This is a genomic window from Streptomyces sp. NPDC050548 (assembly GCF_044457385.1).
Taxonomy (GTDB): Bacteria; Actinomycetota; Actinomycetes; order Streptomycetales; family Streptomycetaceae; genus Streptomyces.
Genome location: NZ_JBITGV010000001.1, coordinates 1166254 through 1187594, shown reverse-complemented (window position 1 = coordinate 1187594; position 21341 = coordinate 1166254). Strand labels below are relative to the sequence as shown.

Here is a 21341-nt window from a genome sequence, read left to right as displayed (position 1 = left end):
AATGCTGCGGTCGACGGAAGAAGTCGTCGCCCTGCTGCGGGACGCGCTCACTGGTGTGGGTGTCGCCCTGCCGTCCCTGGGTGTGGACCCGGTGACGGGTGCGAGCGAGGAGCCGTTCGCGTTGGTGGTGCTGGGGCGTTGCAACGTCCGTACCGCCGAGAAGCTGGCGTCCGCGCTGCGCGGGGAACGGCCGCCGGTCGGGGCGCACGCCGTGGACGTACGGGACGGGCGGGTCGGCGAGGTGATGGGTCACGTGGGCGGGAACGTGCAGTTGCGGCCCGTCTGCGGCGGCCGGGAGTGGGACTGCCCTCCGGAGTCGACGGGGCCCGCGGCGCAGGAGGAGGTGCTGCGGGCCCGGGTACGGGAACGGAACCGCGAGGCTCGGCTCCCCTAGCCTGCGTACGGCACCGGCTGAGCGGTGAGGGCGTCGAGGACGACGCGGTCGGCGAGCGGCTGCCGCAACTCCACCCTCACGTCCTGTTCGATCAGTTGGGCTGTGCAGGCGCCGCTTCGCGCCCCCGCGACGGAGGCGTACAGCACGACGCTCTCGTCCGTCTCCAGCACGTTGACGACGGGGCCGTCGTCGCAGGCTCCGTGGGTCGCCCGCACGGTGAGGGAACGGCCGTCCGCCGCCGTCCCGGCCAGCTCGGCGACACTCCAGAGGCCGTCTGCGGATCCTTGCGGAGCCCGTACGATCGGCGGCTCGGGAAGCTTCGACGGGGTGACTGCGACGTGCTTGAGCGGGGCGTCGTAGCCGTCGAGAGCGAACAGCCAGGCGGGAACAGTCGCCGTTCCCCGGCTTGTGGTGATCGTCATCTCGCCGAGCTTCACTCCCGTCACGGTGAGCCTGGGGCCCTTACTGCTGTAGTGGCCGAACGACTGATACGCCCTGTTCGGATCCACCACCGGACGGCTCAGCGTGCTTCCGCTCCGCCACTTCACCGTCCCCTGCGTGATCGCGGTGGTCGGCAGCTTGCCGCTCCGGACGATGGTCCCGCTCTCGTAGGCCTGCTTGTCCGCGTCGCTGTGCCAGCCGGATACCGGGGGCTGCGTGGTGTCGGCCATCGGGTAGTAGCCCTGGCTCCAGGCAGCGGCGGCCGCGGATCCGTGCCAGGCGTCGGCCACTTCACGAGCGCGCTTCTCCTGCGTCTGCTGCGACTTACTGTCCGTACGCGCGTCGTCCGCGCTCCGGTCATCGCCGCAACCGGCAAGGAGGCAGGTACCCAGAAGTGGTGCGAGGAGCAGGCTGGCGAGCCGGTTCGCTTGCGTGTTCATGGAGTCCCCCTGGGCGTTGATGCTTGCGCCTGTCTGTCCGTCCTACGACGCGGAAGGGGGGCCGCACGTTCACTCCCGGGATGCGTCAACAGGCACTACCCCGCTCAACCCCACCACATAGGTCGCCACGAAGCCGACCGCGTACCCCGTCAGCAGCCCGCCCCCGTAGATCGCCATCGACGTCCCCAGCCCCCTGTTCCCCGCCAGCAGCGGGAACAGCGCCCAGCCCGACGGGCCGATCGCCGTCGCGCCCACCTTGTCGCCGAGGGTCGCGAAGAAGCCCACGAACGCGCCGCCCGCCGCACCGCCCGCACACGCGGTCAGGAACGGGCGGCCGAGGGGGAGTGAGACGCCGTAGACGAGGGGCTCGCCGATGCCCAACAGGCCTGCGGGGAGTGCGGACTTGATCGTGGTGCGGAGTGAAGTGTCGTGACGCAGACGGAAGTAGACCGCCACCGCCGCGCCGACCTGGCCCGCTCCCGCCATCGCCAGGATGGGCAACAGGACGGTGTAGCCCTGCTGTTGGATGAGGGTGGTGTGGATGGGGATGAGGGCCTGGTGGAGGCCCAGCATCACCAGGGGGAGGAAGAGGCCGCCCAGGATCAGGCCCGCGAAGGGGCCCGTGGTGGTGAGGAGCCAGTTCGCCGCGCTGCCGATCGCCGTGGAGATCTCGCCGGCCGCGTACATGAGGCCGTAGAGCGTCGCCAGGCCCGCGACCAGGACCGTCAGGGTGGGCGTGACGAGGACGTCGAGGGCGGCGGGGACCCAGGTGCGGCACCACTTCTCGACGTACGTGCCGAGCACCGCGGCGGCCAGCGCGCCCAGCACTCCGCCCTGGCCGGGGGAGAGGGCGACCCCGAACGCCGTCACCTTCGCCACCCCGGGGTACACGACCACTGCCGCCACCGCCCCGCCGAGCACCGGCGTCCCGCCGAACTCCTTCGCCGTGTTGTAGCCGACGAAGACCGAGATGAGGGCGAGGAACGCGGAGGCCACGGCGGAGAGGGCCGGGGTGAGGCCGGGCAGCCAACTCATGTTGATCAGCAGACCGTTGAGCCCGGCCAGCACCCCGCAGCCGATCAGGGCGGGGATGAGCGGGACGAAGATGTTCGCGATCCGGCGGAGGAGGAGTTTGGCGGGGGTGGCGTTGCGTGCCTGCCGCGATTCCTTCAACTCGGCTCCCCGCGCGGCCACTTCGCCACCGCCACCCACCAACTTCTCGAACTCGGGGGTCACTCGGGCCACCACCCCCGGCCCCAGCACGATCTGGTACGTGTCGTCGTCCACGATCCCGAGCACGGCGGGCAGTGCCCGCAGCCCGTCCTCGTCCACCCGTGACCGGTCGGCCAGGCCGAGCCGGAGGCGGGTCATGCAGTGGGCCACGGAGGTGACGTTCGCGGGGCCGCCGACCAGGGGGAGGAGCGCGGCGGCGATGTCGTACGGAGTGTCGGTATCCACCCCCTGAGCGTGCTGGTCAGCCGCCCGCAGCGGTCAGTGCCGCGCGCAACCGGCCGCCGGACTCCTCCAGAAGGCGGGCGGCCGTCGGGCCGTCGACCCCCGCCAGGACCACCAGGATCGCGTTCTTCACCTCGCCGCCGGTCGCCGCGAGGGCCCGCTCGATCTCCTGGTCGTCCGCGCCGGTCGCCAGCGCGACGATACGGCGGGAACGGGCGCGCAGCTTCTCGTTCGAGGCGCGGACGTCGACCATGAGGTTCCCGTACGTCTTGCCGAGCCGGATCATCGTGATCGTGGACAGCATGTTGAGGACGAGCTTCTGGGCTGTGCCCGCCTTCAACCGCGTTGATCCGGTGAGGAGTTCGGGGCCCACGACGACCTCGATGCCGTGCTCGGCCGCTGCCGCGAGCGCGCTGTGCTCGTTGCAGGACAGGCCGATGGTCAGCGCGCCTTCGCTCCGCGCGTGTTCTACGGCTGCGATCGCGTACGGGGTGCGTCCCGAGGCGGAGATGCCGACCACCGTGTCGTCGGCCGTGAGCGCGAGCGCGTCGAGGTCCGCTTCCGCCAACTCCCTTGAGTCTTCCGCCCCTTCGACGGACGTGACCATGGCGGCCGGGCCGCCCGCGATCAGTCCGACCACCTGGGAGGGGTCGGTGTTGAAGGTCGGCGGACACTCGGACGCGTCCAGCACGCCGAGCCGTCCGGCGGTACCGGCGCCCATGTAGATCAGCCGGCCGCCACGCTCCATCCGTTCGGCTACGGCGTCGATCGCGGCGGAGATCTCGGGGAGCCGCTGCGCGACGGCGGCGGCGACTGTGGCGTCCTCGGCGTTCATGAGGCGGGCGATGTCGAGGGTGGGGAGTTGATCGATCCCGGCGAGTTCCGGGCGGAAGGCTTCGGTGGTGAGTGACTCCAACTCGGTGCGGAGGTCACGGGGGTTGGACGTGGAGGTCATGGAGAAGCGGCTCTTTCGGTTGTTCTTTGGCTGCGGGGCGGTGGGGGCTGGTCGCGCAGTTCCCCGCGCCCCTAAAAGCCCACGCCGAACCGTGTGTTTTAACGCCTGTGGCGGTGTGCCAGCGCCTCGTACGACGCCGACAGCGCCGGCGCAGCCTGCTCGTACGTCCGCTGCGCGACCCCGATGAACAAACAGTCCACCACCAGCAACTGACTCGTCCGCGACGACATCGCCGCCGGCCGAAGCTCACTCTCCCGAGCCGTGGACGTCGTCAGAATGTGATCGGCGTACTGCGTCACCGCGCCGTTCGGCCGCCCGGTGATCGCCACGGTCGTGGCCCCGTGCTCGAAGGCGACTCTCAGCGGTTCGATGACGTCACCGGTGGACCCGGAGTGGGTGATCGCGATCGCCACGTCACCCGCCTTCAGCTGCACGGCGTTGGTGACGGCGAGGTGCGGGTCGCTGTGGGCGTGGGCTATGAGCCCTATGCGGAGCAGTTTCTGGGTGAGGTCCTGGGCGACGAGCCCGGACGCGCCGACGCCGTAGATGTCGGTACGGCGGGCCGCCGCGAGCGCGCTGACGGCCGCGCCGAGTTGCGCGGTGTCGAGGCCGGCGGCCGTGTCGGCGAGGGTCTGCTGTTCGTCGTAGGCGAGTTTCGCGACGACGTCGGCGATCGGGTCGTCGACCGCGATGTCGGTGGTGAGGGCGGGCGCCCGCCCGGACTGCTGCTGCGCGGCGAGCCCGGCGAGGGCCAGGCGCAGATCGCGGTAGCCGGGGTAGCCGAGGATGCGGGCGGTGCGGACGACGGTGGCCTCGCTGGTGCCGGTGAGTTCGGCGAGGGCGGTGACGGTGAGGGCCGCGCAGCCGGCCGGGTCGGCGGCGACGGTCTCGGCGACACGCTGCATGGAGCGGGTCATGGAGGGGACGAGGGTGCGCACCTTGGCGGCCAGGGCCGCGGGTGGCGTACCCCCGGTACTCCCGGAGGCGCTTCCGAAAATTTCTTTCACGTCCTGGGTCACCTTTGAAAGATATTTTCGGTGCGGTGGTTCGGTCAAGAGTGCGCACAATGGGTCCATGGAAGAACCCACCGGCGACCCCGTCAGCCCCCTGGAGCAGGCGCTGCACGCCGCTCGCGCGCTCGTGCTCGCCGACCTCGCCGCGCGCGAGGTCGTGGCGGCGGACGTGGTGTCGATGGTGGAGGAGTCCGTCGCGCAGCGGCGGTGGTGGGTGGAGCAGTGGCCGGAGGGCGTCGACTACGTGGCCGGCCTGGTCGCGCAGGACGTGCAGGACGCGCTGCTGGAGGCGTACGGCCGCTGGCCGCTCTGCCGGGTCTGCTCGGCCGGCGACCCGCACGCCCTGGAGATCGAACCGGAGTTGGGACCCGACCCGCACTGGGTCTGCCACCAGGCGGGCGTGAAGGTCGCCGCGGTGGGAAACCTGGGTTCCCTGTGACCGTGTACATCGACCCGCCGACCTGGCCGGGGCACGGGCGCCTGTGGTCCCACCTCGTCAGCGATGTCTCGTACGACGAACTCCACCTGTTCGCCGAGGAGTTGGGCGTGCCGCGCCGGGCCTTCGAGCGGGATCACTACGACATCCCGTCGCATCGTTACGCGGACGCGGTGGCCGCCGGGGCGGTGGAGGTCAGGAGCCGGGAGGTGGTGCGGCTGCTGACGGCGGCGGGGCTGCGCAGGCCCAAGGGGCGGGAGCTGTAGCCCGGTTGGGCGGGTCGGTCGCCTCGTTCGCAGGTCAGCCTGGTAGCTCGTAGGTCAGTTCGTCGATGTCCTCGCCCACCTGCTTGAAGCCCACGCGGGAAACGACCGCCTGGGAGGCGAGGTTGTCGCGTTCGACGGTCGCGAGGACCGTGCGTACGTCGTCCCGTGCCAGGGCCCAGTCGGTCAGCGCGCGCAGCGCCTCCGTCGCGTAGCCCTGTCCGCGCGCGCCCTCCACCAGGTCGTAGCCGACCTCGGTGCGGCCCTCCTCGTCGGGTACGGCGTGGAAGCCCATGCCGCCGATCGCGCGGCCGTCCTCGCTGCGGACGAGGGCGAACACCCCGAACTCCGGGCGGTGCAGGCCCGCTCGGTACGCCTTCGTCATGAAGGTCGCGGCCTCCCGGGTGCCCTGGAAGGGGCCGCCGGTGATCCACTCGAAGCCGCCGTCGCCGCCCGAGGCCAGGTCGGCGGCGGCTGCCGGGTGGACGCCCTCCAGGGTGAGGCGGTCGGTAGGGAGGACGAGGTTGTTGCGCCAGCGCCACTCGGTGACGGGGGCGCGGCCGGGGAGTCGGCCGCGGCCGGTCGCCCAGAGCAGGGTGAGCCAGGGGTCGGCGCCGGGGCGGACGTGCGGGAAGATCCGGGTGAGGACGAACTCGGCGAGTTTCCGGGCGGGTTGGTAGGTCAACCCCAGGGCCTCGGCGATGTCCTGGGTGTGCAGCAGCACTTCCGCGGTGCCCATCGCGGCGAAGCCCTCGCGGTTGGCGCTGCGGAACGGGTACGGGTGGAAGGCGCGCACCTCGCGCGGAGTGGTGCGGACGGCGGCGGCGAGCAGGGTGCCGGTCGCCCCGATCACGTCGAGGACACCGGAGTTGTCGGTGCCTTCGTCGAGGGCGATGTCGAAGGGGACGTAGGCGTGCTGTGCGCGACCGGCCAACTGGCCCGCGTACGCGATGAGATCACTGGCGATGTGCTCGGCGGTGTGCCGGCAGCTCCACTCCAGGCGGTCGGCCTTCACGCCGTCCCAGTCCCGGTCCGTCGCCGTGCTCAGCAGTGCGACACAGCTTGCTACGGCCTCTTCCAGTTGTGGTGCGCCCGTGGTCCCCATGCCGGGGAGCATACGGGCCGCGCTCCGCTAACCGCCGTGAATAATTCGTTCACCACTCGCCGTCCTCACCCGGCACTCGGGTCCGCCGAACCCAGCAGGGCAAGTTCCCCCGTCAGGTTGTAGCGCGCCGTCGCCTCCCACTCCGCCAGCCCGTGCGGCGTCCTGAACAGCCGCGGCAGGGAGAGGAGTTGGCGCAGGATCGCCGAACGGCCCTCCCGGAAGGCGTCGTTGGGCACGAAGTGGTACTCCTCGCGGACGGCGGCCGTGTACGCGGCGTACGTCGACGGCGGTGCGGCCAGGATCGCGAGGTCCGCGTCGCACAGGACCATGCCGTCGCGGTCGTCGTCGGCGGGGGCGTGGGTGACGGTGAGGCGGACCAGCCGGGCGACCTCGGCCGTCTTCGCGTCCGGCACCCCGGCCTCGGGCAGCGCCCGCTCGGCCAGCCGGGCCGACCGGTCCTCGTTCTCGGAGCGGTCGGGGAGATAGACCGCGTCGTGGAACCAGGCCGCGAGCCGTACGACGTCCGGGTCGTCGGCGTACCGCTCCAGCACGTCGATGTGGTCCAGGACCGCCGTGAGGTGGGTGAGCGTGTGGTAGTGGCGCTGCGGCTCCTGCCAGCGGGCGAGGAGATTCTCCGCGTACGGCAGGGGGTCGGGTCCGCCGCCCGGCGCCCGGGCTCCTTCGAGAGCACGGGTCCAGCGGGCGCGGAGGGCGTCGAGATCGGCCATGGTGCTTATTTTCCTCCCGTGGCCCCGCCCCTAGCGTGGGACCCATGACTTACGCCGATACGACACACGACGTACGTGATCCCGAGCTGCCCGGACGGCTGCTCGCCGGGGAGCGTGACGTGCTGATTCCGCTGCTGCGTTCCCGTTCCGAGGAGGATTTCGCGCTGGCGACCGCCGCGTGTCCGGGGTGGACCGTGCGGGACGTGCTCGCGCACTGTTCGTCCGCGCTCATGCGGGTGGTGGAGCGCCGGTTCGAGGAAGGGGTGTTCTCGCCGGAGGCCAACGACCGGGACATCGCCGAGCGCGCCGACTGGAGCAACGCGCGGGTCCTCGACGAACTGGAGCGCGGGATGACCGAGGCCGGTGCGGTGATCGCCCGCGCGGGCGGGGCGCTGGACGCGGTCGCGTTCGGGGAGTGGGTGCACGCCGGCGACGTACGGGACACCCTCGGCGAGCCCGGGGCCTATGGGGGCGAAAGGCTGGGGTCCGCTCTAACCCTTCTCGGCCTTGTGACCCGTCAGAGAAGGCACCAGCCTCTCCACGCCGACCTCGACGACCTGGACGATCCACTGCGGCTGGGCGATGTGTCGGGCGACCGCACCCCGGCCCGGTACATCGGCGACGCGCCCACGCTCGTACGGCTGTACTCGGGGCGTCCGGTCCCGGAGGGGGCGGCGTACGAGCTGGCGGGGGCGGAGCCGGCGGAGCTGAACATCTTCGGCGCGTGGCCGTAGGACCCTGTTTTTCGTCGTGTGTCTTCCGTCATGTGTTCGCCGTTCACGGGGGTGATCTCGCGGCCACCGATCCGCCCGCGTACCCTGAGATTGGACTAGACCTGTAGCCGCTCCAGGGAACACGACGGAAGGGGTCCTATGAGCACGCGTGCAGTCCTGGAGGTGATCGCCCTCGGCGCCGAGGACGCGATCGCCGCCCAGGCCGGAGGCGCGGACCGCCTCGAAGTGGTCACCGACATCGCGGCCGACGGACTGACCCCGCCGATCGAGACCTTCGCCGCGATCCGCGCCGCCGTGGACATCGACCTGCGCGTGATGATCCGCCTCGCGGACGGCTTCGCCGCGGGCGACACGCACCGGCTGGTACGGGTCGCCGGGGAGCTGCGGACCGCCGGCGCCAACCAGTTCGTGCTCGGGTTCCTCGACCCGGACGGACGCGTCGACCTGGACGCGGTGGAACGCGTCGTAGCCGAACTGGACGGCTGCGCCTGGACGTTCCACCGCGCGATCGACCGCGCCGCCGACCGCGACGCCCTCCGCAAGCAGCTCGCCGACCTGCCCGGCCTCGACACCTACCTCACCGCCGGTTCGGCCGACGGCGTGGACGACGGCCTCCCCGCACTGCTCCGCGAGGCGGCCCTGCACGGCGAACCCGGCTACGAGCAGCGCATCCTCGTCGGCGGCGGCCTGCGCCTCGACCACGTACCCACCCTGCGCGCCGCCGGGGTCGACGCCTTCCACATCGGCGGGGCCGCCCGCCCGGACGGCTGGACGGCCCCGGTCTCGGCTTCCGCCGTGGAGCAGTGGCGGGCGGTGCTCGACGGGTGAGGCGCGGTCAGCCGTGCCGGGCGCACGGGGGGTCGTAGGGCAGTTGCGGGATGTACGTGTGCCAGAGCGCCGGTGTCAGGGTGCCGCCGGTCGCCGTGCAGACGTAGGCCGTGGCCGTCTTCACCGACAGGGGCAGGGTGCGGACCGTGTGCTCGCCGTCGCCCAGGAGGAGGGTGGCGCCGTCAGGGGTGAAGGCGACCGCGTTGACCCAGTTCAGGAAGCCGGTCAGGGGCGCTCCGTGCGGGCGTGCGCGCTGCGGGTCCGTCAGGTCCCACAGGCGGACCGTGTTGTCGAAACTGGTGCTGGCCAGCGTGTGTCCGTCCGTCGTCCCCGGCACTCGCCAGCAGCCGTCCGTCCGGGCTGAAGGCCAGGGTGTCCACCCGGTCCGTGTGGCCCGGCAACACCGTGGACAGCGCCAGGTTCTGCGCGCTGATCAACCGCGTAGTTGGGGCGGCAGCGGGGCCGCGTGCGTCACGATCAGGCCCGACACCGCTCGGGTCAGGGCGACGTACAGGCGGCGCAGGCCGGTGCGTTCGTCCGGTTCGCCGTCGACCACGGCCTGGGGTTCGTCGAGGACCACGTAGTCGTACTCCAGGCCCTTCGCGAGCGAGGCCGGGACCAGGGTCAGGCGAGTGTCCACGGTCGTTTCTTCGCCGGGATCGATGTAGCCGATGCCCGCCGCCGTCAGGGCCTCGGCCAGCTCGGGGACGCGGGCGTCCGCCGCGATCAGGCCCGTCGAACCCTCGTTGCGCAGCAACTCCTCGCAGGCGGCGACCACTTCGGCCGTGCCGGCGGTCTCGCGGAGGTCGAAGAAGCCCGGGTTCTCACGGACCGAGGCGACCGGGGTCAGGCCCGGCGCGATGTGGGGGAGCAGCCGGGAGGCGTAGGTGATGACGTCCGTCGGTACGCGGAAACCGGCCGTCAGCTCCTCGATCACACCGTCCGACTTGCCGAGATGGGCCAGCGCCTCGTCCCAACTCCGCGTCGCCCAGGGCGTGGTGCCCTGCGCCAGGTCCCCGAGGACGGTCGCGGAACCGGTGGTGCAGCGGCGGCCCACCGCCCGGTACTGCATCGGGGAGAGGTCCTGCGCCTCGTCGAGCACCACATGCCCGAGCGAGTGCGTCCGCTGGACGATGTCGGTCGCCTCGTCGATCAACACGGCGTCCGCGGCGGCCCACTTGGCGGCCTTCACGCTCCGGACGGCCCGTTTTCCAGATCCAGGCTGTGCCCACAGGATCGTCTTCTGCTCGTCCTCGTCGAGGATCCCGTCCGCGTGGGCGGCGAGGAACTCCGCGTCCGAGAGCAGCCGCAGCACCAGCTTCTCCGGCTCGACCGGCGGCCAGACCGTCTTTACGGCCGCTTTCACCGCCGCGTTGCGCGCCACGGCGTCCTGCACCCGGTCGTCCGGCGCCTCCCCGGACCGCTCCATCTGCACCAGCACGGCATGCGCGATGCGCTGCGGCAGGGCCTCGCGGGCGGCGCCGTAGCGGATGTCGCGGTCGAGCAACTCCCGCACGATGGCTTCGAGTTCGTACGCCGGGACCCGCCAGCGGCGCGAGCCGCGCACCACCATCACCGGCTCGGTCGGGATGCTCACGTGCGAGTAGACGGCCCTCCGGAGGACCTCCGCCATCCTCGCGTCGCCCTTGATGACGGCGGCCGGTGCCTCGTCCGTGCCGCGCACCTCGACATGGGCGACCAGGTCGTCGACCGTGCCCTGGCGGACCGTCAACTCGCCCAGCGCGGGCAGGACTTGCTCGATGTAGTGGAGGAAGGACTTGTTCGGCCCGATGACGAGGGTGCCGGTGCGGGCCAGCCGCTCGCGGTGGGCGTAGAGGAGGTAGGCGACGCGGTGCAGGCCGACGGCGGTCTTCCCGGTGCCCGGTCCGCCCTGTACGCACACCGTCCCGCCGAGTCCGGACCGTACGATCTCGTCCTGCTCGGGCTGGATGGTGGCGACGATGTCGCGCATGGGGCCGACGCGGGGCCGTTCGATCTCCTGCTGGAGCAGCTTGCTGGTGGCGGCGGCCTCGGCCGGGTCCATGAGGTGCTCGTCCTCGTACGCCGTGAGGTCGCCGCCGGTGTAGCCGAAGCGGCGGCGCAGCGAGATGTCCTGCGGGTCCTTCTTCGACGCCCGGTAGAACGGCTGCGAGACCGGCGCCCGCCAGTCGATCACCATCGGGTCGCCGTCGCCGTCGTGCACATGCCGGCGCCCGATGTAGAACTGCTCGCCCTCCGCGCCCTCCGCCTGCTCGGCGCCGGGCGCGTGCAGGTAGTTGAGGCGGCCGAAGAACAGCGGGGTGTCGCTGAGGTCGGCCAGCGCCTTGATGCGCTCGTCGATCTGGCGGGCCAGGACCTCGGCGTTGACCCAGTTCGCCGTGACGTCCTTGATGTCGAGGGACTCGACGTCCTCGCGCATGGCGCGCAGGGCGGAACGGGAGGAGGCGAGGTGGGTGCGTTCGCGGGCGAGGGGGTCGTCGAGCGGGGCGCCGAGGGGATCGCCGAGGGGGTCGGTGGCGGGCGTGGACAAGGGCGTGCCTCCGGAGGGCCTGCTGGTGCGGCTGCTGGGTGTGTGCTGGGTGGATGCCGGCCGGTTTCCGTCCGGGCGGCGGCACTCCCTGCGGGGAGGCGGGCAAGAGCGGAGAGTTTAGTGACGGGGGCCGGGTGAGGGCCAATCGTTTTCCGTTCCCTATCCGTCCCCTAGGGGACGACCCCTCCACCCGACGGGGGAACGGGTCAGCCCGGAGTCGTACGCGGGCGGCTCGCAGGTTGGCTCTCTGGACCGATGCCGACCTTATGTCCCAAGACGCACCATGGATTCATGAGCGCAGCAACCATCCACCCGGTCCCCGTCCGCCCGGCCGGTGCCACACCGGTCACCGGCGGCACCCGCCCCCATCGCCTGGGCAATGCCCTCCGCGCCATAAAAGTGTTCGCGGGCGCCGCGTTCAGCGTGGTCGTCCTCGGAGAGTACGGCGAGGAAGCGGGCATACGCCGTAAGTGACGTAGGCCGTGCCCGGGTTCAGTTCTCCGCGAGGATCTCGTCCGCGTCCATGATCCGGTACGCGTAGCCCTGTTCCGCCAGGAAGCGCTGGCGGTGGGCGGCGAAGTCCTGGTCGATCGTGTCGCGGGCGACGACCGAGTAGAAGTGGGCCTTGTGGCCGTCGGCCTTGGGGCGCAGGACGCGGCCGAGGCGCTGGGCCTCCTCCTGGCGGGAGCCGAAGGTGCCGGAGACCTGGATGGCCACGGTCGCCTCGGGCAGGTCGATGGAGAAGTTCGCGACCTTCGACACGACCAGGACGCTGATCTCGCCCTCGCGGAAGGCACCGAAGAGCTTCTCGCGCTGCGCGTTGGACGTCTCGCCCTTGATCACCGGCGCGTTCAAGTGCTCGCCCAGCTCGTCGAGTTGGTCGATGTACTGGCCGATGACGAGGATCTGCTGACCGGCGAACCGTCGCACGATCGCCTCCGTGACCTTCCGCTTCGTCGCGGTCGTCGCACAGAAGCGGTACTTCTCCTCGGTCTCGGCGGTGGCGTACGCGAGCCGCTCAGAGTCCGTGAGGTTGACGCGCACCTCGACACAGTCGGCGGGCGCGATGTAGCCCTGCGCCTCGATCTCCTTCCAGGGCGCGTCGAACCGCTTCGGGCCGATGAGGGAGAACACGTCCGACTCACGGCCGTCCTCGCGGACGAGCGTCGCCGTCAGACCGAGGCGGCGCCGGGCCTGGAGGTCGGCGGTGAACTTGAAGACGGGCGCGGGCAGCAGATGCACCTCGTCGTAGAGGATCAGGCCCCAGTCGCGGGAGTCGAAGAGTTCCAGGTGGGGGTAGACGCCCTTCCGCCTGGTCGTCAGCACCTGGTAGGTGGCGATGGTGACGGGCCGGATCTCCTTCCGGGTCCCGCTGTACTCGCCGATCTCCTCCTCGGTCAGGGAGGTCCGCTTGATCAGCTCGTGCTTCCACTGCCGGGCGGAGACGGTGTTGGTGACGAGGATGAGCGTCGTCGACTTGGCCTGCGCCATCGCCCCGGCGCCGACCAGGGTCTTGCCCGCGCCGCAGGGCAGGACGACGACACCGCTGCCGCCGTGCCAGAAGTTCTCCACGGCCTGCTTCTGGTAGGGCCGCAGCGCCCAGCCGTTCTCGTCCAACTCGATCGCGTGCGCCTCGCCGTCGACGTACCCGGCGAGGTCCTCGGCCGGCCAGCCCAGCTTCAGCAGCACCTGCTTGATCTGCCCGCGCTCGGAGGGGTGCACGGCGACGGTGTCCGGGTCGAGCCGCGCGCCGACCAGCGGGGCGATCCGCTTCGAGCGCAGGATCTCCTCCAGCACCGGCCGGTCGGTGGTGGTGAGGACGAGCCCGTGCGCGGGGTGCTTGGACAGGGTGAGCCTGCCGTAGCGGTCCATGGTCTCGGCGATGTCGACCAGGAGCGCGTGCGGCACGGGATAGCGGCTGTACTCGACCAGCGCGTCCACGACCTGCTCGGCGTCGTGCCCGGCGGCCCGCGCGTTCCACAGCCCCAGCGGTGTCACCCGGTAGGTGTGGATGTGCTCGGGCGCCCGCTCCAGCTCGGCGAACGGCGCGATGGCGCGCCGGCAGTCGTCGGCTCGCTCGTGATCGACCTCAAGAAGCAGGGTCTTGTCGGACTGGACGATGAGGGGGCCATTCACGTACGTACACATCCCTTCCGCACGGCCAAACGTCAAGTGTGCACTACCGGCGGATGATCACGGCCGGGCTCTGTGAGGGTGGGGCCATGGGAGAACTGGTGGAACGGGTGGACGAACAGGACCGGATCGTCGGCACGGTGGACCGGGGCGAGGCCATCGCGCGGCACTGGCTGCACCGGGTCGCGACGACTGTGTGCCGGGACGCGGAGGGCCGGGTCCTGGTGCACCGGCGGGCGGCGGACATGTCCCGGTTCCCGGGACAGTACAACTTCCTGGTCGGCGGCGCGGCGGAGGTCGGGGAGTCCTACGAGGAGGCGGCGGCCCGTGAACTCACCGAGGAGATCGGGGTGCGGGCGCCGGTCCGGTTCGCCTTCAAGTATCTGTGCCGGGGCGTGATCAGCCCGTACTGGATGGGCGTCCACGAAGCGGTCGTCAGCACGGACATCACCCCCGACCCCGACGAGATCGCCTGGCACGCGTGGGTCACGGAGGGCGAGTTGCGGGAGATGGCCCGGCGCCCGACGTTCGTGGCGGACGCCGTCGAGGCCCTGGACCGCTATCTGGGCTGAGGCGAGGAGGCAGGGGCCCCTACCCCTCCGCCAGCTCCGCGACCCCCGTCACCCGGTGCAGCGGATACGTCCGTACCTCGTCCGCCGTGTGGTCGTACGCCGTGACGAAGCCGCCCTCCACGCGGATGGGCGCGATGACGCGCTGGCTGGCGGAGCCCTCGGCGTTGACGTAGCCGATCCAGAGGGTGGTGCCGGTGAGGACGGCGGCCTGCATGGTGGCGAGGGTCTCGGCGGAGGTGGTGCGGGGGAGTTCACCGGCCGGGGCCGGGGTCGTCGACGGCTTCAGCGGGGTGGTGGAGGCGCGGTCGCCCGCCCTGATCGCGCGGATCGCCGCCGACAGGAGGGTCGTGTCCGGGGTCGGCGGACCGTCCGGCACCGGCTCCGGAGCCGTGCGGGGCGGAGTGCGGTGGGCATGGGCGCGGGTGATGACGACATCGCCGTCCGCGGACTCGGCGGCCGGTGCGAAGCCCATCGCGCGCAGCCCGTCCAGGAGCGCCGCCGGATCGGCCTGCGCCGCCAGCACGGTCGGCGCCAGCCGGCGCAGCCGCAGGCCCGCCGACCGCTTGTCCGCGAGGATCTCGCTGAGCACCGCCTCGTCGTCGCACCGCACATACGCCGAGGCCGCGCCGATCCGCAGATGGCCGTGTCTGCGGGCCACGTCGTCGATCAGATAGGCGAGGGGCTGCGGGACGGGCGTGCGGGAGTGCGCGGTGAGGAAGTCGTGCAGGTCGGAGGCCGAGCGGCCCGCGTCCAGGGCGCGGCGCACCGAGCCCGGAGTGAAGCGGTAGACCGTGGCACCGCCCTTCGACTCCACGTCGGCGAGCACGTCCAGCACATCGGCCAGCGGCCGTTGCAACGGGCCGGGGGCCACCGCCGTCAGATCCGCCTGCAGCAGGACATGGTCCAAGGGCTCGGGCAGCAGCGGAGCGAGCAGCCGGGCGGCGGCGGCACTCGCCACGGCCTGCTCGGCGGGGGAGAGGGGTTCGGGGAGAGCGGGCGCGCGATGGTGGACGGGGAGCTTGTCACCGGCACCCGAAGGCGACGCGGAGGAGTCAGCGGCAGCGGAGGGGGCCGCATGACCGGACGCGCCGCCCGTCGCCCGCCCGGCACCCGCCGACGTGCCCGTACCCTTCGCCGCCGCGCCACCCGCCGCCGCCCCCAGCAACGCCCGCCCCTGCCCCGACAGGGCGCCCCGCCCCGTCACCCCCAGCAACTCCGCCTCGTCCAGGGCCCAGCGGGCCAGGCGGCTGCGCAGGTCGTCGTCGGACTGGGGCGCCGCACCGCCCGTCCCCCGCGGCGGCCGTTCCCAGCGCAGCCGGGCCAGCACCGATTCCGTGGCCGGCGAGGCGCCCTCCGGAAGCGCGGCGAGCAGCGTGAGCACCCGGTGCCGTACCTCCGGGGCCGCCGAGCGGTCCAGGCCGGGGCCCAGCGCCGACAGCGTGCGCTCCTTCGCGTCCCGGCCGCCGACCAGCCCGGACGTCCGGGTCGCCGTCAGCCAGGTCTCCGCGAGATGCGTCCAGCGCTGCGCGGCGGGCTGCTCCAGCCACTCGTCGTACGCCGGGGTCGCCGCATACCGTTCGTCCGCCTCGCCGTCGGACGCCAACAGGCCCGCCGCATAGGCGAGTTCGACCCAGAACGCGGCGACCGGCTCCGCCAGGTCCAGCGCGACGGCGGTCCGCTTCAGGTCGCGGATACTGAGGCCACCGGCCCGCAGCACGGTCGGCCCGCCCTCGTCCCAGTCCCTCAGCAGCTCCTCGACCGTCGCCAGCGCCGTGTACGCCTGCCCGGCCGCCGCCGCGTCCACAACCTGTGGACGGTGCGTCGCCTTCGCCTCGATCGGCGGCGCCACCGGCTCCGTCTCCCGGTGCGCCCGCCCGGCCCGCAGATACAGAGCCACCTCACGCGGCAGTACGACCGTGCCGGGCGCCGTCGGCAGCAGCAGCCCCCGGTCGATGAGCCAGCGCAGCCGGGCCGCCGGATCGGCCGTCACCTGCCCGTACGGCGGCCCCCACACCAGCCGGTTCAGCACCTCCAGCGAGTCCTCGGGGGCGCCGGCCAGCAGCGTCTTCATCCGCCGCCGGGCCGTGAACAGCTTGGTGAGCGCGGCCACCGCCGACACCGGGTCGTGCGTGGAGGGCAGGCCCGCCGCCGTCACGATCTCCTGGATCCGGCCCGGCGACATGCCCGCCGTCGCCTCCGCGACCGTAGGGCCGAGCCCGGTCGGCGACGGATGCTGCGGCGCCGGCGCCAGCAGCTCACGCGCCGTCCGCACCAGCCGCAACCGGTCCTCCCCGCCCCACACCAACGCCTGCTCGCGCAGCGCCGCGACGGCGCGCGGCAGCGCGTTCACCACCGCCGGATCACGCGCGTCGCCCGCCATCAGCCCCAGCAGCTCGTCGTACGGCGCCGGGTCCGCCGCCACGGCCAGCGCCTGCGCCGTCTGCAGCGTGAAACGGTCCAGCCGCTCCAGCGCCCGCACCACCGAAGCGCGCGTTCCGGCCCTGGTCGCGAGCTGGGTCAGATCGGTGGGCACGGGCGTGATGAGGTCGGGGCGAGTGCGCAGCAGCGCGGCCAGGGAGACGTCGTCCCTGGTTCGGAGTGCCTCCGCGAGCGAACGGGGCGGCGTGGCCGGAGTGCTCATCCGACCCACGGTAGCGGGTGGGTGTGACCGTGGGGGAGCGCGCACGACGTGAGGTTCCCGGCACCGGGCCCGCTGGCGGTAACGTCTGTCACCACGGGGTATCCAACGCACCCGCCCCGGAGGGGACTTCGTGGGTATCGAGAGCGACCAGGTCGTCTACGAGTATCTGAGCCGCGTCGGTGACGTCGCGCAGCAACGCCAGCTGCCCTCGGTCACCCGGATGCGGCTGGTGTCGGAGCTGCGCAACGAGATCGACCGGCGCCGCGCCGGAGCCACCGCCGACACCCCCGCCGCCGTCCAGCGCATCCTCAAGGGCCTCGGCACCCCGGACGAGGTCGTCGCCGCGGCCGGCACCGGCGCCGGTGTCCCCCGGGCGCCGTCCACCTCCGTACCCGTACAGCGCGACCACGAGGACGATCTGCGGCCCAAGGGCCTGCGCCGGGTCGTACCGCGCCCGCGCCCCACCAAGGCCGCCCCCGCACCGGAACCCGACAACGCGGCCGCCCCGCCGCACCTCGCGAGCGCGGCCGAACTCGGCAACAGCGTGCTGCAGCCCGACTGGTGGCGGGTGGCGGGCGACGGCAACGGCAACGGGTTCGCGCTCGGCGACAGCGTGCCCGGGTTCACCGGCGGGGTGGAGATCCCGGAACTGCTCAAGCCCCCGCCGCCGAAAGAGCCCCTGAAGGAGCCGGCGACGGAACCGGCGAAGGAACCGGAACCGGCGACCGCACCGGCCGTCGAGCAGGCACCGGAAGCCCCCGCCCGCCGGCGCCGCCTGGTCCCCCGCCTCCCCACCGGAGGCTGGTCCAACCCCCTCCTCCTGATCGCCGCCGCGCTGCTCGTCGTGGGCGCCGTGCTCGGCAACTGGTTCGCGCTGCTGCTGGGTTGGCTCATCGCGTACGCCTCCAAGCGGCTGACCGACGCCGAGACGAAGGCGGCGGTGATCGGTCTGCCGACGGCGGCCGTCGCGGCCGGCATCGTCTGGCTGTGGGGCAGGAACACCGGACGCTGGGGCACCCCCATCGCGCAGGGCCACATGAACGACGCGATCTCCGAGACCTGGCCGTGGGTGGTGCGCGGCGCCGCGGTGGCGTCGGCGCTGTTCCTGGTGTGGCGGTCGCAACGGCAGCGGTAGGGCGGTCGAGGGCCCGGTGGGATCGTCGTGGCGACTGGGCACAATAGCCCATATGACTTCTTACTCCTCGCCCGCCCCGACCGTCGGCTTCGACCTCGACATGACCCTCATCGACTCCCGGCCCGGCATCCACGCCTGCTATCTGGCGCTGGCGGAGCGGACGGGGACGTACATCGACGCCGATCTGGCGATCACCCGGCTCGGGCCGCCGCTCGCCGACGAGCTGATCAACTGGTTCCCGGCGGACGAGGTGCCCGCCATGTCCGACCTGTACCGCGAGATGTACCCGGCGATCGCCATCGCCGCGACCCCCGCGATGCCCGGCGCCCGTGAGGCGATAGCGGCCGTACGCGGGGCCGGTGGGCGGGCGGTCGTCGTCACCGCGAAGTACGAGCCCAACGCGAAGCTGCACCTCGCGCACCTCGGCATCGACGCCGACGCGGTGATCGGCGACCTCTGGGCCGAGCGGAAGGCGGAGGCGCTGCGCGAGGAGGGCGCGAGCGTCTACGTCGGCGACCACGTCGGGGACGTCCGCGGAGCCCGCGGAGCCGACGCCCTGTCGGTCGCGGTCGCGACCGGGCCGTGCGATGCGGAGGAGTTGCGGACGGCCGGTGCGGATGTCGTGCTCGGCGATCTCACCGAGTTCCCGCGATGGCTTTCGGACTACCTGGTGACGCGCGCCTGACGGCGGCCGGCGGCCACGGACCGGAGCACACCGGCCGCGGCGAGCAGAAATCCGACGCCCATGAGCATGCTCAAGAGGTACATGTACGTCGGAAAAGGCGTCGTATGGAGCAGTAGCGGTACCACGGTGACGAGTGTGGCCACCGCACCGACGAAGAAGACGATGGCACCGGCACGGATCAGTCGGTCACCGGCCACGGCGGAATTCGTTTGGGTTTTGTCACGCACTCGACCAGGGTAGTTCCCTGCGCACAGGAACAGTCCGGCGACGTCTTGTCACCGGCCTGAAGACCATTAGCCTTGGTACCGGCAGTTCCCCAGCGTTTTCCGAGCAGTTTTCCGACGAGTACGAGGACGAGGACAGACGTGCCCACCGGCAAGGTCAAGTGGTTCAACAGTGAGAAGGGCTTCGGCTTTCTCTCCCGCGACGACGGCGGCGACGTCTTCGTCCATTCCTCGGTACTGCCCGCCGGAGTTGACGCCCTGAAGCCCGGACAACGCGTGGAGTTCGGGGTCGTCGCCGGTCAGCGCGGCGACCAGGCGCTCTCGGTGACGCTGCTCGACCCGACCCCCTCGGTCGCGGCGGCCCAGCGCAAGAAGCCGGACGAACTGGCCTCCATCGTCCAGGATTTGACGACCCTTCTCGAAAACATCACCCCGATGCTGGAGAAGGGCCGCTACCCCGACAAGGCCTCCGGCGGCAAGATCGCGGGCCTACTGCGCGCGGTCGCCGACCAGTTGGACGTATAGCCGCCACACCGTCAGTTCTACGGGAATTCGAGCGCGTTCGGCCCGAGGGGCGGCACCAGCCCCTCGGCCGCCGCACGCGTCAACAGCCCCCGGATCGCGGCATATCCGTCCTCGCCGAGGTCGGCGGTGAACTCGTTGACGTACAGGCCGATGTGCTGGTCGGCGACGGACGGGTCCATCTCCTGGGCGTGTGCCATGACGTACGGGCGGGAGGCCTCGGGGTCGTCCCAGGCGGCGCGCACGGACGACCGGATCGAGTCGGCGAGCAGGTTCAACTGCTCGCCGCCCAGGGACCGTTTGGCGATGATCGCGCCCAGCGGGATCGGCAGACCGGTGGTCGCCTCCCAGTGCTCGCCCATGTCCGCGAGCTTGTGCAGCCCGTAGTTCTGGTACGTGAAGCGCGCCTCGTGGATGACGAGCCCCGCGTCGACCTTCCCGTCCCGCACGGCCGGCATGATCTCGTGGAACGGCATGACGACGATCTCGCCCACCCCACCCGGAATCGTGTCCGCCGCCCAGAGCCGGAACAGCAGATACGCCGTCGACCGCTCGCTCGGCACGGCGACCGTACGACCCGTCAGGTCCCCCGGCTCCCGGGTGAGGATCAGCGGCCCGCAACCCCGCCCCAGCGCGCCCCCGCAGGGCAGCAGCGCGTACTCGTCGAGAACGTACGGCAGCACGGCGTACGACACCTTCAGCACGTCCAGCTCACCGCGCTCGGCCATGCCGTTGGTGATGTCGATGTCCGCGAAGGTCACGTCGAGCTCGGGCGCACCCGGCACCCGGCCGTGCGCGAGGGCGTCGAAGACGAAGGTGTCGTTGGGGCAGGGGGAGTAGGCGATCTGCAAAGGCTCAGTGGCGGTCATGCCTGTTTCCAACTCTCCAGTACGGGCGCGCACTTCCCGAATCCCTCGGTCAGGGCGGCGAGCGCGTCGCCGATGCGCCAGACGGCGCGGTCGCGCGGGCCGACGGGGTTGGAGACCGCGCGCAGTTCCAGGACGGGGACGCCGTGCGCGACGGCGGCCTCGGCCACGCCGAAGCCCTCCATCGCCTCCGCGAGGGCCCGCGGGTGGCGGGCGCGGAGTTCCGCGGCACGGGCGGCCGTACCGGTCACCGTGGACACGGTCAGTACGGTTCCGGTGCGGGCGCCGGTCGCGGTCGCCAGCGCTCGTACGAGTGCGGCCGGCGGACGGTGGGTGACGGCGCCGAAGCCGAGTTCGGTGACCGGGAGAAACCCGTCGGGGGTCTCCGCGCCCAGGTCGGCGACGGTGATCTCGTCGGCGATCACCAGGGAGCCGACGGGCGCCTCGGGCTGGAAACCGCCGCCGATCCCGGCGGAGACGACGAGGTCGTACGGGGTGCGGGCGAGGGCGGTCGCGGTGCCGGCGGCAGCGGCGGCCGGACCCACCCCGACGGCGATGACATCCCAGGTGAGGCTGGTCAACGCCCGTGCCACCGCGTCCCGTTCGGCCGGGACGGCGGTGGCGACGAGGACGCGTGGGGACGACGTGGTCAGGAGTCCTTCTTGAACTTGAAGGACCAGATGCCCTTGACCGTCTTGTCGCCCTCCTTGATGGAGACGACGGTGGAGTTGCCGGTCGCGCCGTACTGGGTGTTGAAGAACACGCTGCCCGGGATCGTCCGGTAGGTCTTCTTGCTGGAGTCGGTCAGCGGCTGACCGTTCATCAGGATCGTCCAGCCGTTGTCGGCGATCTTCGGGTCGACACCGAAGCGCACGGTCTCGTCCGGGTCCACCGAGATCGACGTGGAGGCCTTCAGACACTTCGCCAGGTCCGCGGTCTTCACCGCGTCGCCGTCGTTGTAGCAGGTGGCCTCCGTGTGGACCGAGTTCCTCCCGACGGTGATCGTCGAGATCGGCGTCGGCTTGTCGCACGCCGACAGGACGAGCAGTCCGGCGGAAACGGCGCCGGCGGCGGCGACGGCGCGGCGGCGTCGCACAGCGGATTGCATGGTCATGGGGCGAAGGCTATCGGGCCCGTCCACTCCTCCCCCCACGTGGGGTACGGCGTGCCGGACCGGGACCGAGGGTTAGGCCACTCGCGGGCGTCCGGTGCCGTCGTGCCGCCGGGGTGGCGCGGGCCAG

24 protein-coding genes are annotated in these 21341 nt (G+C 71.9%); 10 read left to right on the top strand and 14 right to left on the bottom strand.

The features are described from left to right. Position 1 precedes the first annotated feature (1 nt). Complete coding sequence (locus ACIBJH_RS05600) at positions 2–394, top strand: hypothetical protein (protein ID WP_399115510.1); 393 nt, start codon at positions 2–4, stop codon at positions 392–394. Here the strand turns inward: ACIBJH_RS05600 and ACIBJH_RS05595 are convergent. The 4 genes from ACIBJH_RS05595 to ACIBJH_RS05580 form a co-directional block, all read right to left on the bottom strand. Next, a complete protein-coding gene (locus tag ACIBJH_RS05595) occupies positions 391–1275 on the bottom strand; it encodes a hypothetical protein (protein ID WP_399115509.1) in 885 nt (294 codons plus the stop codon). The genes ACIBJH_RS05600 and ACIBJH_RS05595 overlap by 4 nt on opposite strands. Positions 1276–1344: 69 nt before the next feature. Further along, complete coding sequence (locus tag ACIBJH_RS05590) at positions 1345–2733, bottom strand: PTS transporter subunit EIIC (RefSeq protein WP_399115508.1); 1389 nt, start codon at positions 2731–2733, stop codon at positions 1345–1347. A gap of 16 nt (positions 2734–2749) precedes the next feature. Next, on the bottom strand, positions 2750–3685 hold the full coding sequence (gene murQ, locus ACIBJH_RS05585; protein WP_399115507.1) for an N-acetylmuramic acid 6-phosphate etherase: 936 nt from the start codon (positions 3683–3685) through the stop codon (positions 2750–2752). Between the two features lie 98 nt (positions 3686–3783). Then, a complete protein-coding gene (locus ACIBJH_RS05580; RefSeq protein WP_399115506.1) occupies positions 3784–4704 on the bottom strand; it encodes a MurR/RpiR family transcriptional regulator in 921 nt (306 codons plus the stop codon). Between the two features lie 55 nt (positions 4705–4759). Between ACIBJH_RS05580 and ACIBJH_RS05575 the strand changes: the two genes are divergently transcribed. Further along, positions 4760–5137, top strand: a complete 378-nt coding sequence (locus ACIBJH_RS05575; protein ID WP_399115505.1) for a hypothetical protein — start codon at positions 4760–4762, stop codon at positions 5135–5137. Continuing rightward, on the top strand, positions 5134–5400 hold the full coding sequence (locus ACIBJH_RS05570) for a DUF4031 domain-containing protein (RefSeq protein ID WP_019072497.1): 267 nt from the start codon (positions 5134–5136) through the stop codon (positions 5398–5400). The genes ACIBJH_RS05575 and ACIBJH_RS05570 overlap by 4 nt, the downstream gene beginning before the upstream one ends. 34 nt (positions 5401–5434) lie before the next feature. Here the strand turns inward: ACIBJH_RS05570 and ACIBJH_RS05565 are convergent, their stop codons facing one another. Both ACIBJH_RS05565 and ACIBJH_RS05560 read right to left on the bottom strand, forming a co-directional pair. Further along, positions 5435–6502, bottom strand: a complete 1068-nt coding sequence (locus tag ACIBJH_RS05565; protein ID WP_399115504.1) for a GNAT family N-acetyltransferase — start codon at positions 6500–6502, stop codon at positions 5435–5437. 65 nt (positions 6503–6567) lie between these two features. Then, entirely contained in the window at positions 6568–7230 is a 663-nt protein-coding gene (locus tag ACIBJH_RS05560) for a hypothetical protein (protein ID WP_399115503.1), read from the bottom strand. A gap of 44 nt (positions 7231–7274) precedes the next feature. Between ACIBJH_RS05560 and ACIBJH_RS05555 the strand changes: the two genes are divergently transcribed. Then, positions 7275–7964, top strand: coding sequence for a maleylpyruvate isomerase family mycothiol-dependent enzyme (locus ACIBJH_RS05555; RefSeq protein WP_399115502.1), 690 nt, complete (start codon positions 7275–7277; stop codon positions 7962–7964). A gap of 138 nt (positions 7965–8102) precedes the next feature. Continuing rightward, a complete protein-coding gene (locus ACIBJH_RS05550; RefSeq protein WP_399115501.1) occupies positions 8103–8792 on the top strand; it encodes a copper homeostasis protein CutC in 690 nt (229 codons plus the stop codon). A 7-nt stretch (positions 8793–8799) separates the two neighbouring features. Here ACIBJH_RS05550 and ACIBJH_RS05545 read toward each other — a convergent pair whose 3' ends face one another. Together ACIBJH_RS05545 and ACIBJH_RS05540 are read right to left on the bottom strand one after the other, a co-directional pair. Next, a complete protein-coding gene (locus tag ACIBJH_RS05545) occupies positions 8800–9129 on the bottom strand; it encodes a WD40 repeat domain-containing protein (RefSeq protein ID WP_399115500.1) in 330 nt (109 codons plus the stop codon). A gap of 96 nt (positions 9130–9225) precedes the next feature. Continuing rightward, complete coding sequence (locus ACIBJH_RS05540; protein ID WP_399115499.1) at positions 9226–11322, bottom strand: HelD family protein; 2097 nt, start codon at positions 11320–11322, stop codon at positions 9226–9228. A gap of 291 nt (positions 11323–11613) precedes the next feature. Here ACIBJH_RS05540 and ACIBJH_RS05535 point away from each other — a divergent pair, with 291 nt between their 5' ends. Continuing rightward, positions 11614–11796, top strand: a complete 183-nt coding sequence (locus ACIBJH_RS05535) for a hypothetical protein (RefSeq protein WP_399115498.1) — start codon at positions 11614–11616, stop codon at positions 11794–11796. Positions 11797–11814: 18 nt separating this feature from the next. On the opposite strand, the gene ACIBJH_RS05530 is transcribed toward ACIBJH_RS05535, so the two are convergent. Then, positions 11815–13458 (bottom strand): DNA repair helicase XPB, encoded by a 1644-nt coding sequence (locus ACIBJH_RS05530; RefSeq protein ID WP_399115497.1) that lies wholly within the window; start codon positions 13456–13458, stop codon positions 11815–11817. Between the two features lie 86 nt (positions 13459–13544). Between ACIBJH_RS05530 and ACIBJH_RS05525 the strand changes: the two genes are divergently transcribed. Beyond that, a complete protein-coding gene (locus tag ACIBJH_RS05525; RefSeq protein WP_399115496.1) occupies positions 13545–14027 on the top strand; it encodes an NUDIX hydrolase in 483 nt (160 codons plus the stop codon). Between the two features lie 19 nt (positions 14028–14046). On the opposite strand, the gene ACIBJH_RS05520 is transcribed toward ACIBJH_RS05525, so the two are convergent. Next, entirely contained in the window at positions 14047–16668 is a 2622-nt protein-coding gene (locus ACIBJH_RS05520) for a helicase-associated domain-containing protein (protein ID WP_399115495.1), read from the bottom strand. A gap of 130 nt (positions 16669–16798) precedes the next feature. On the opposite strand from ACIBJH_RS05520, the gene ACIBJH_RS05515 reads away from it, so the two are divergent. Then, positions 16799–17803: a hypothetical protein gene (locus ACIBJH_RS05515; RefSeq protein WP_399115494.1), complete on the top strand. Its 1005-nt coding sequence runs from the start codon at positions 16799–16801 to the stop codon at positions 17801–17803. A gap of 52 nt (positions 17804–17855) precedes the next feature. Beyond that, on the top strand, positions 17856–18488 hold the full coding sequence (locus ACIBJH_RS05510) for an HAD family hydrolase (RefSeq protein ID WP_399115493.1): 633 nt from the start codon (positions 17856–17858) through the stop codon (positions 18486–18488). On the opposite strand, the gene ACIBJH_RS05505 is transcribed toward ACIBJH_RS05510, so the two are convergent. Next, positions 18467–18715: a hypothetical protein gene (locus tag ACIBJH_RS05505; protein ID WP_399115492.1), complete on the bottom strand. Its 249-nt coding sequence runs from the start codon at positions 18713–18715 to the stop codon at positions 18467–18469. The genes ACIBJH_RS05510 and ACIBJH_RS05505 overlap by 22 nt on opposite strands. Before the next feature lie 138 nt (positions 18716–18853). Between ACIBJH_RS05505 and ACIBJH_RS05500 the strand changes: the two genes are divergently transcribed. Next, positions 18854–19237, top strand: coding sequence for a cold-shock protein (locus ACIBJH_RS05500; RefSeq protein ID WP_019072514.1), 384 nt, complete (start codon positions 18854–18856; stop codon positions 19235–19237). A gap of 17 nt (positions 19238–19254) precedes the next feature. Here ACIBJH_RS05500 and ACIBJH_RS05495 read toward each other — a convergent pair whose 3' ends face one another. From ACIBJH_RS05495 to ACIBJH_RS05485, 3 genes are read right to left on the bottom strand one after another with little or no spacing between them, the layout of a single operon-like run. Then, positions 19255–20103: a 1,4-dihydroxy-6-naphthoate synthase gene (locus tag ACIBJH_RS05495; RefSeq protein ID WP_399115491.1), complete on the bottom strand. Its 849-nt coding sequence runs from the start codon at positions 20101–20103 to the stop codon at positions 19255–19257. Continuing rightward, positions 20100–20780 (bottom strand): futalosine hydrolase, encoded by a 681-nt coding sequence (locus ACIBJH_RS05490; RefSeq protein WP_399115614.1) that lies wholly within the window; start codon positions 20778–20780, stop codon positions 20100–20102. The genes ACIBJH_RS05495 and ACIBJH_RS05490 overlap by 4 nt, the downstream gene beginning before the upstream one ends. After that, entirely contained in the window at positions 20750–21214 is a 465-nt protein-coding gene (locus tag ACIBJH_RS05485; RefSeq protein WP_399115490.1) for a DUF2771 domain-containing protein, read from the bottom strand. Before ACIBJH_RS05485 ends, ACIBJH_RS05490 begins: the two co-directional genes overlap by 31 nt. Positions 21215–21341: the final 127 nt, after the last annotated feature.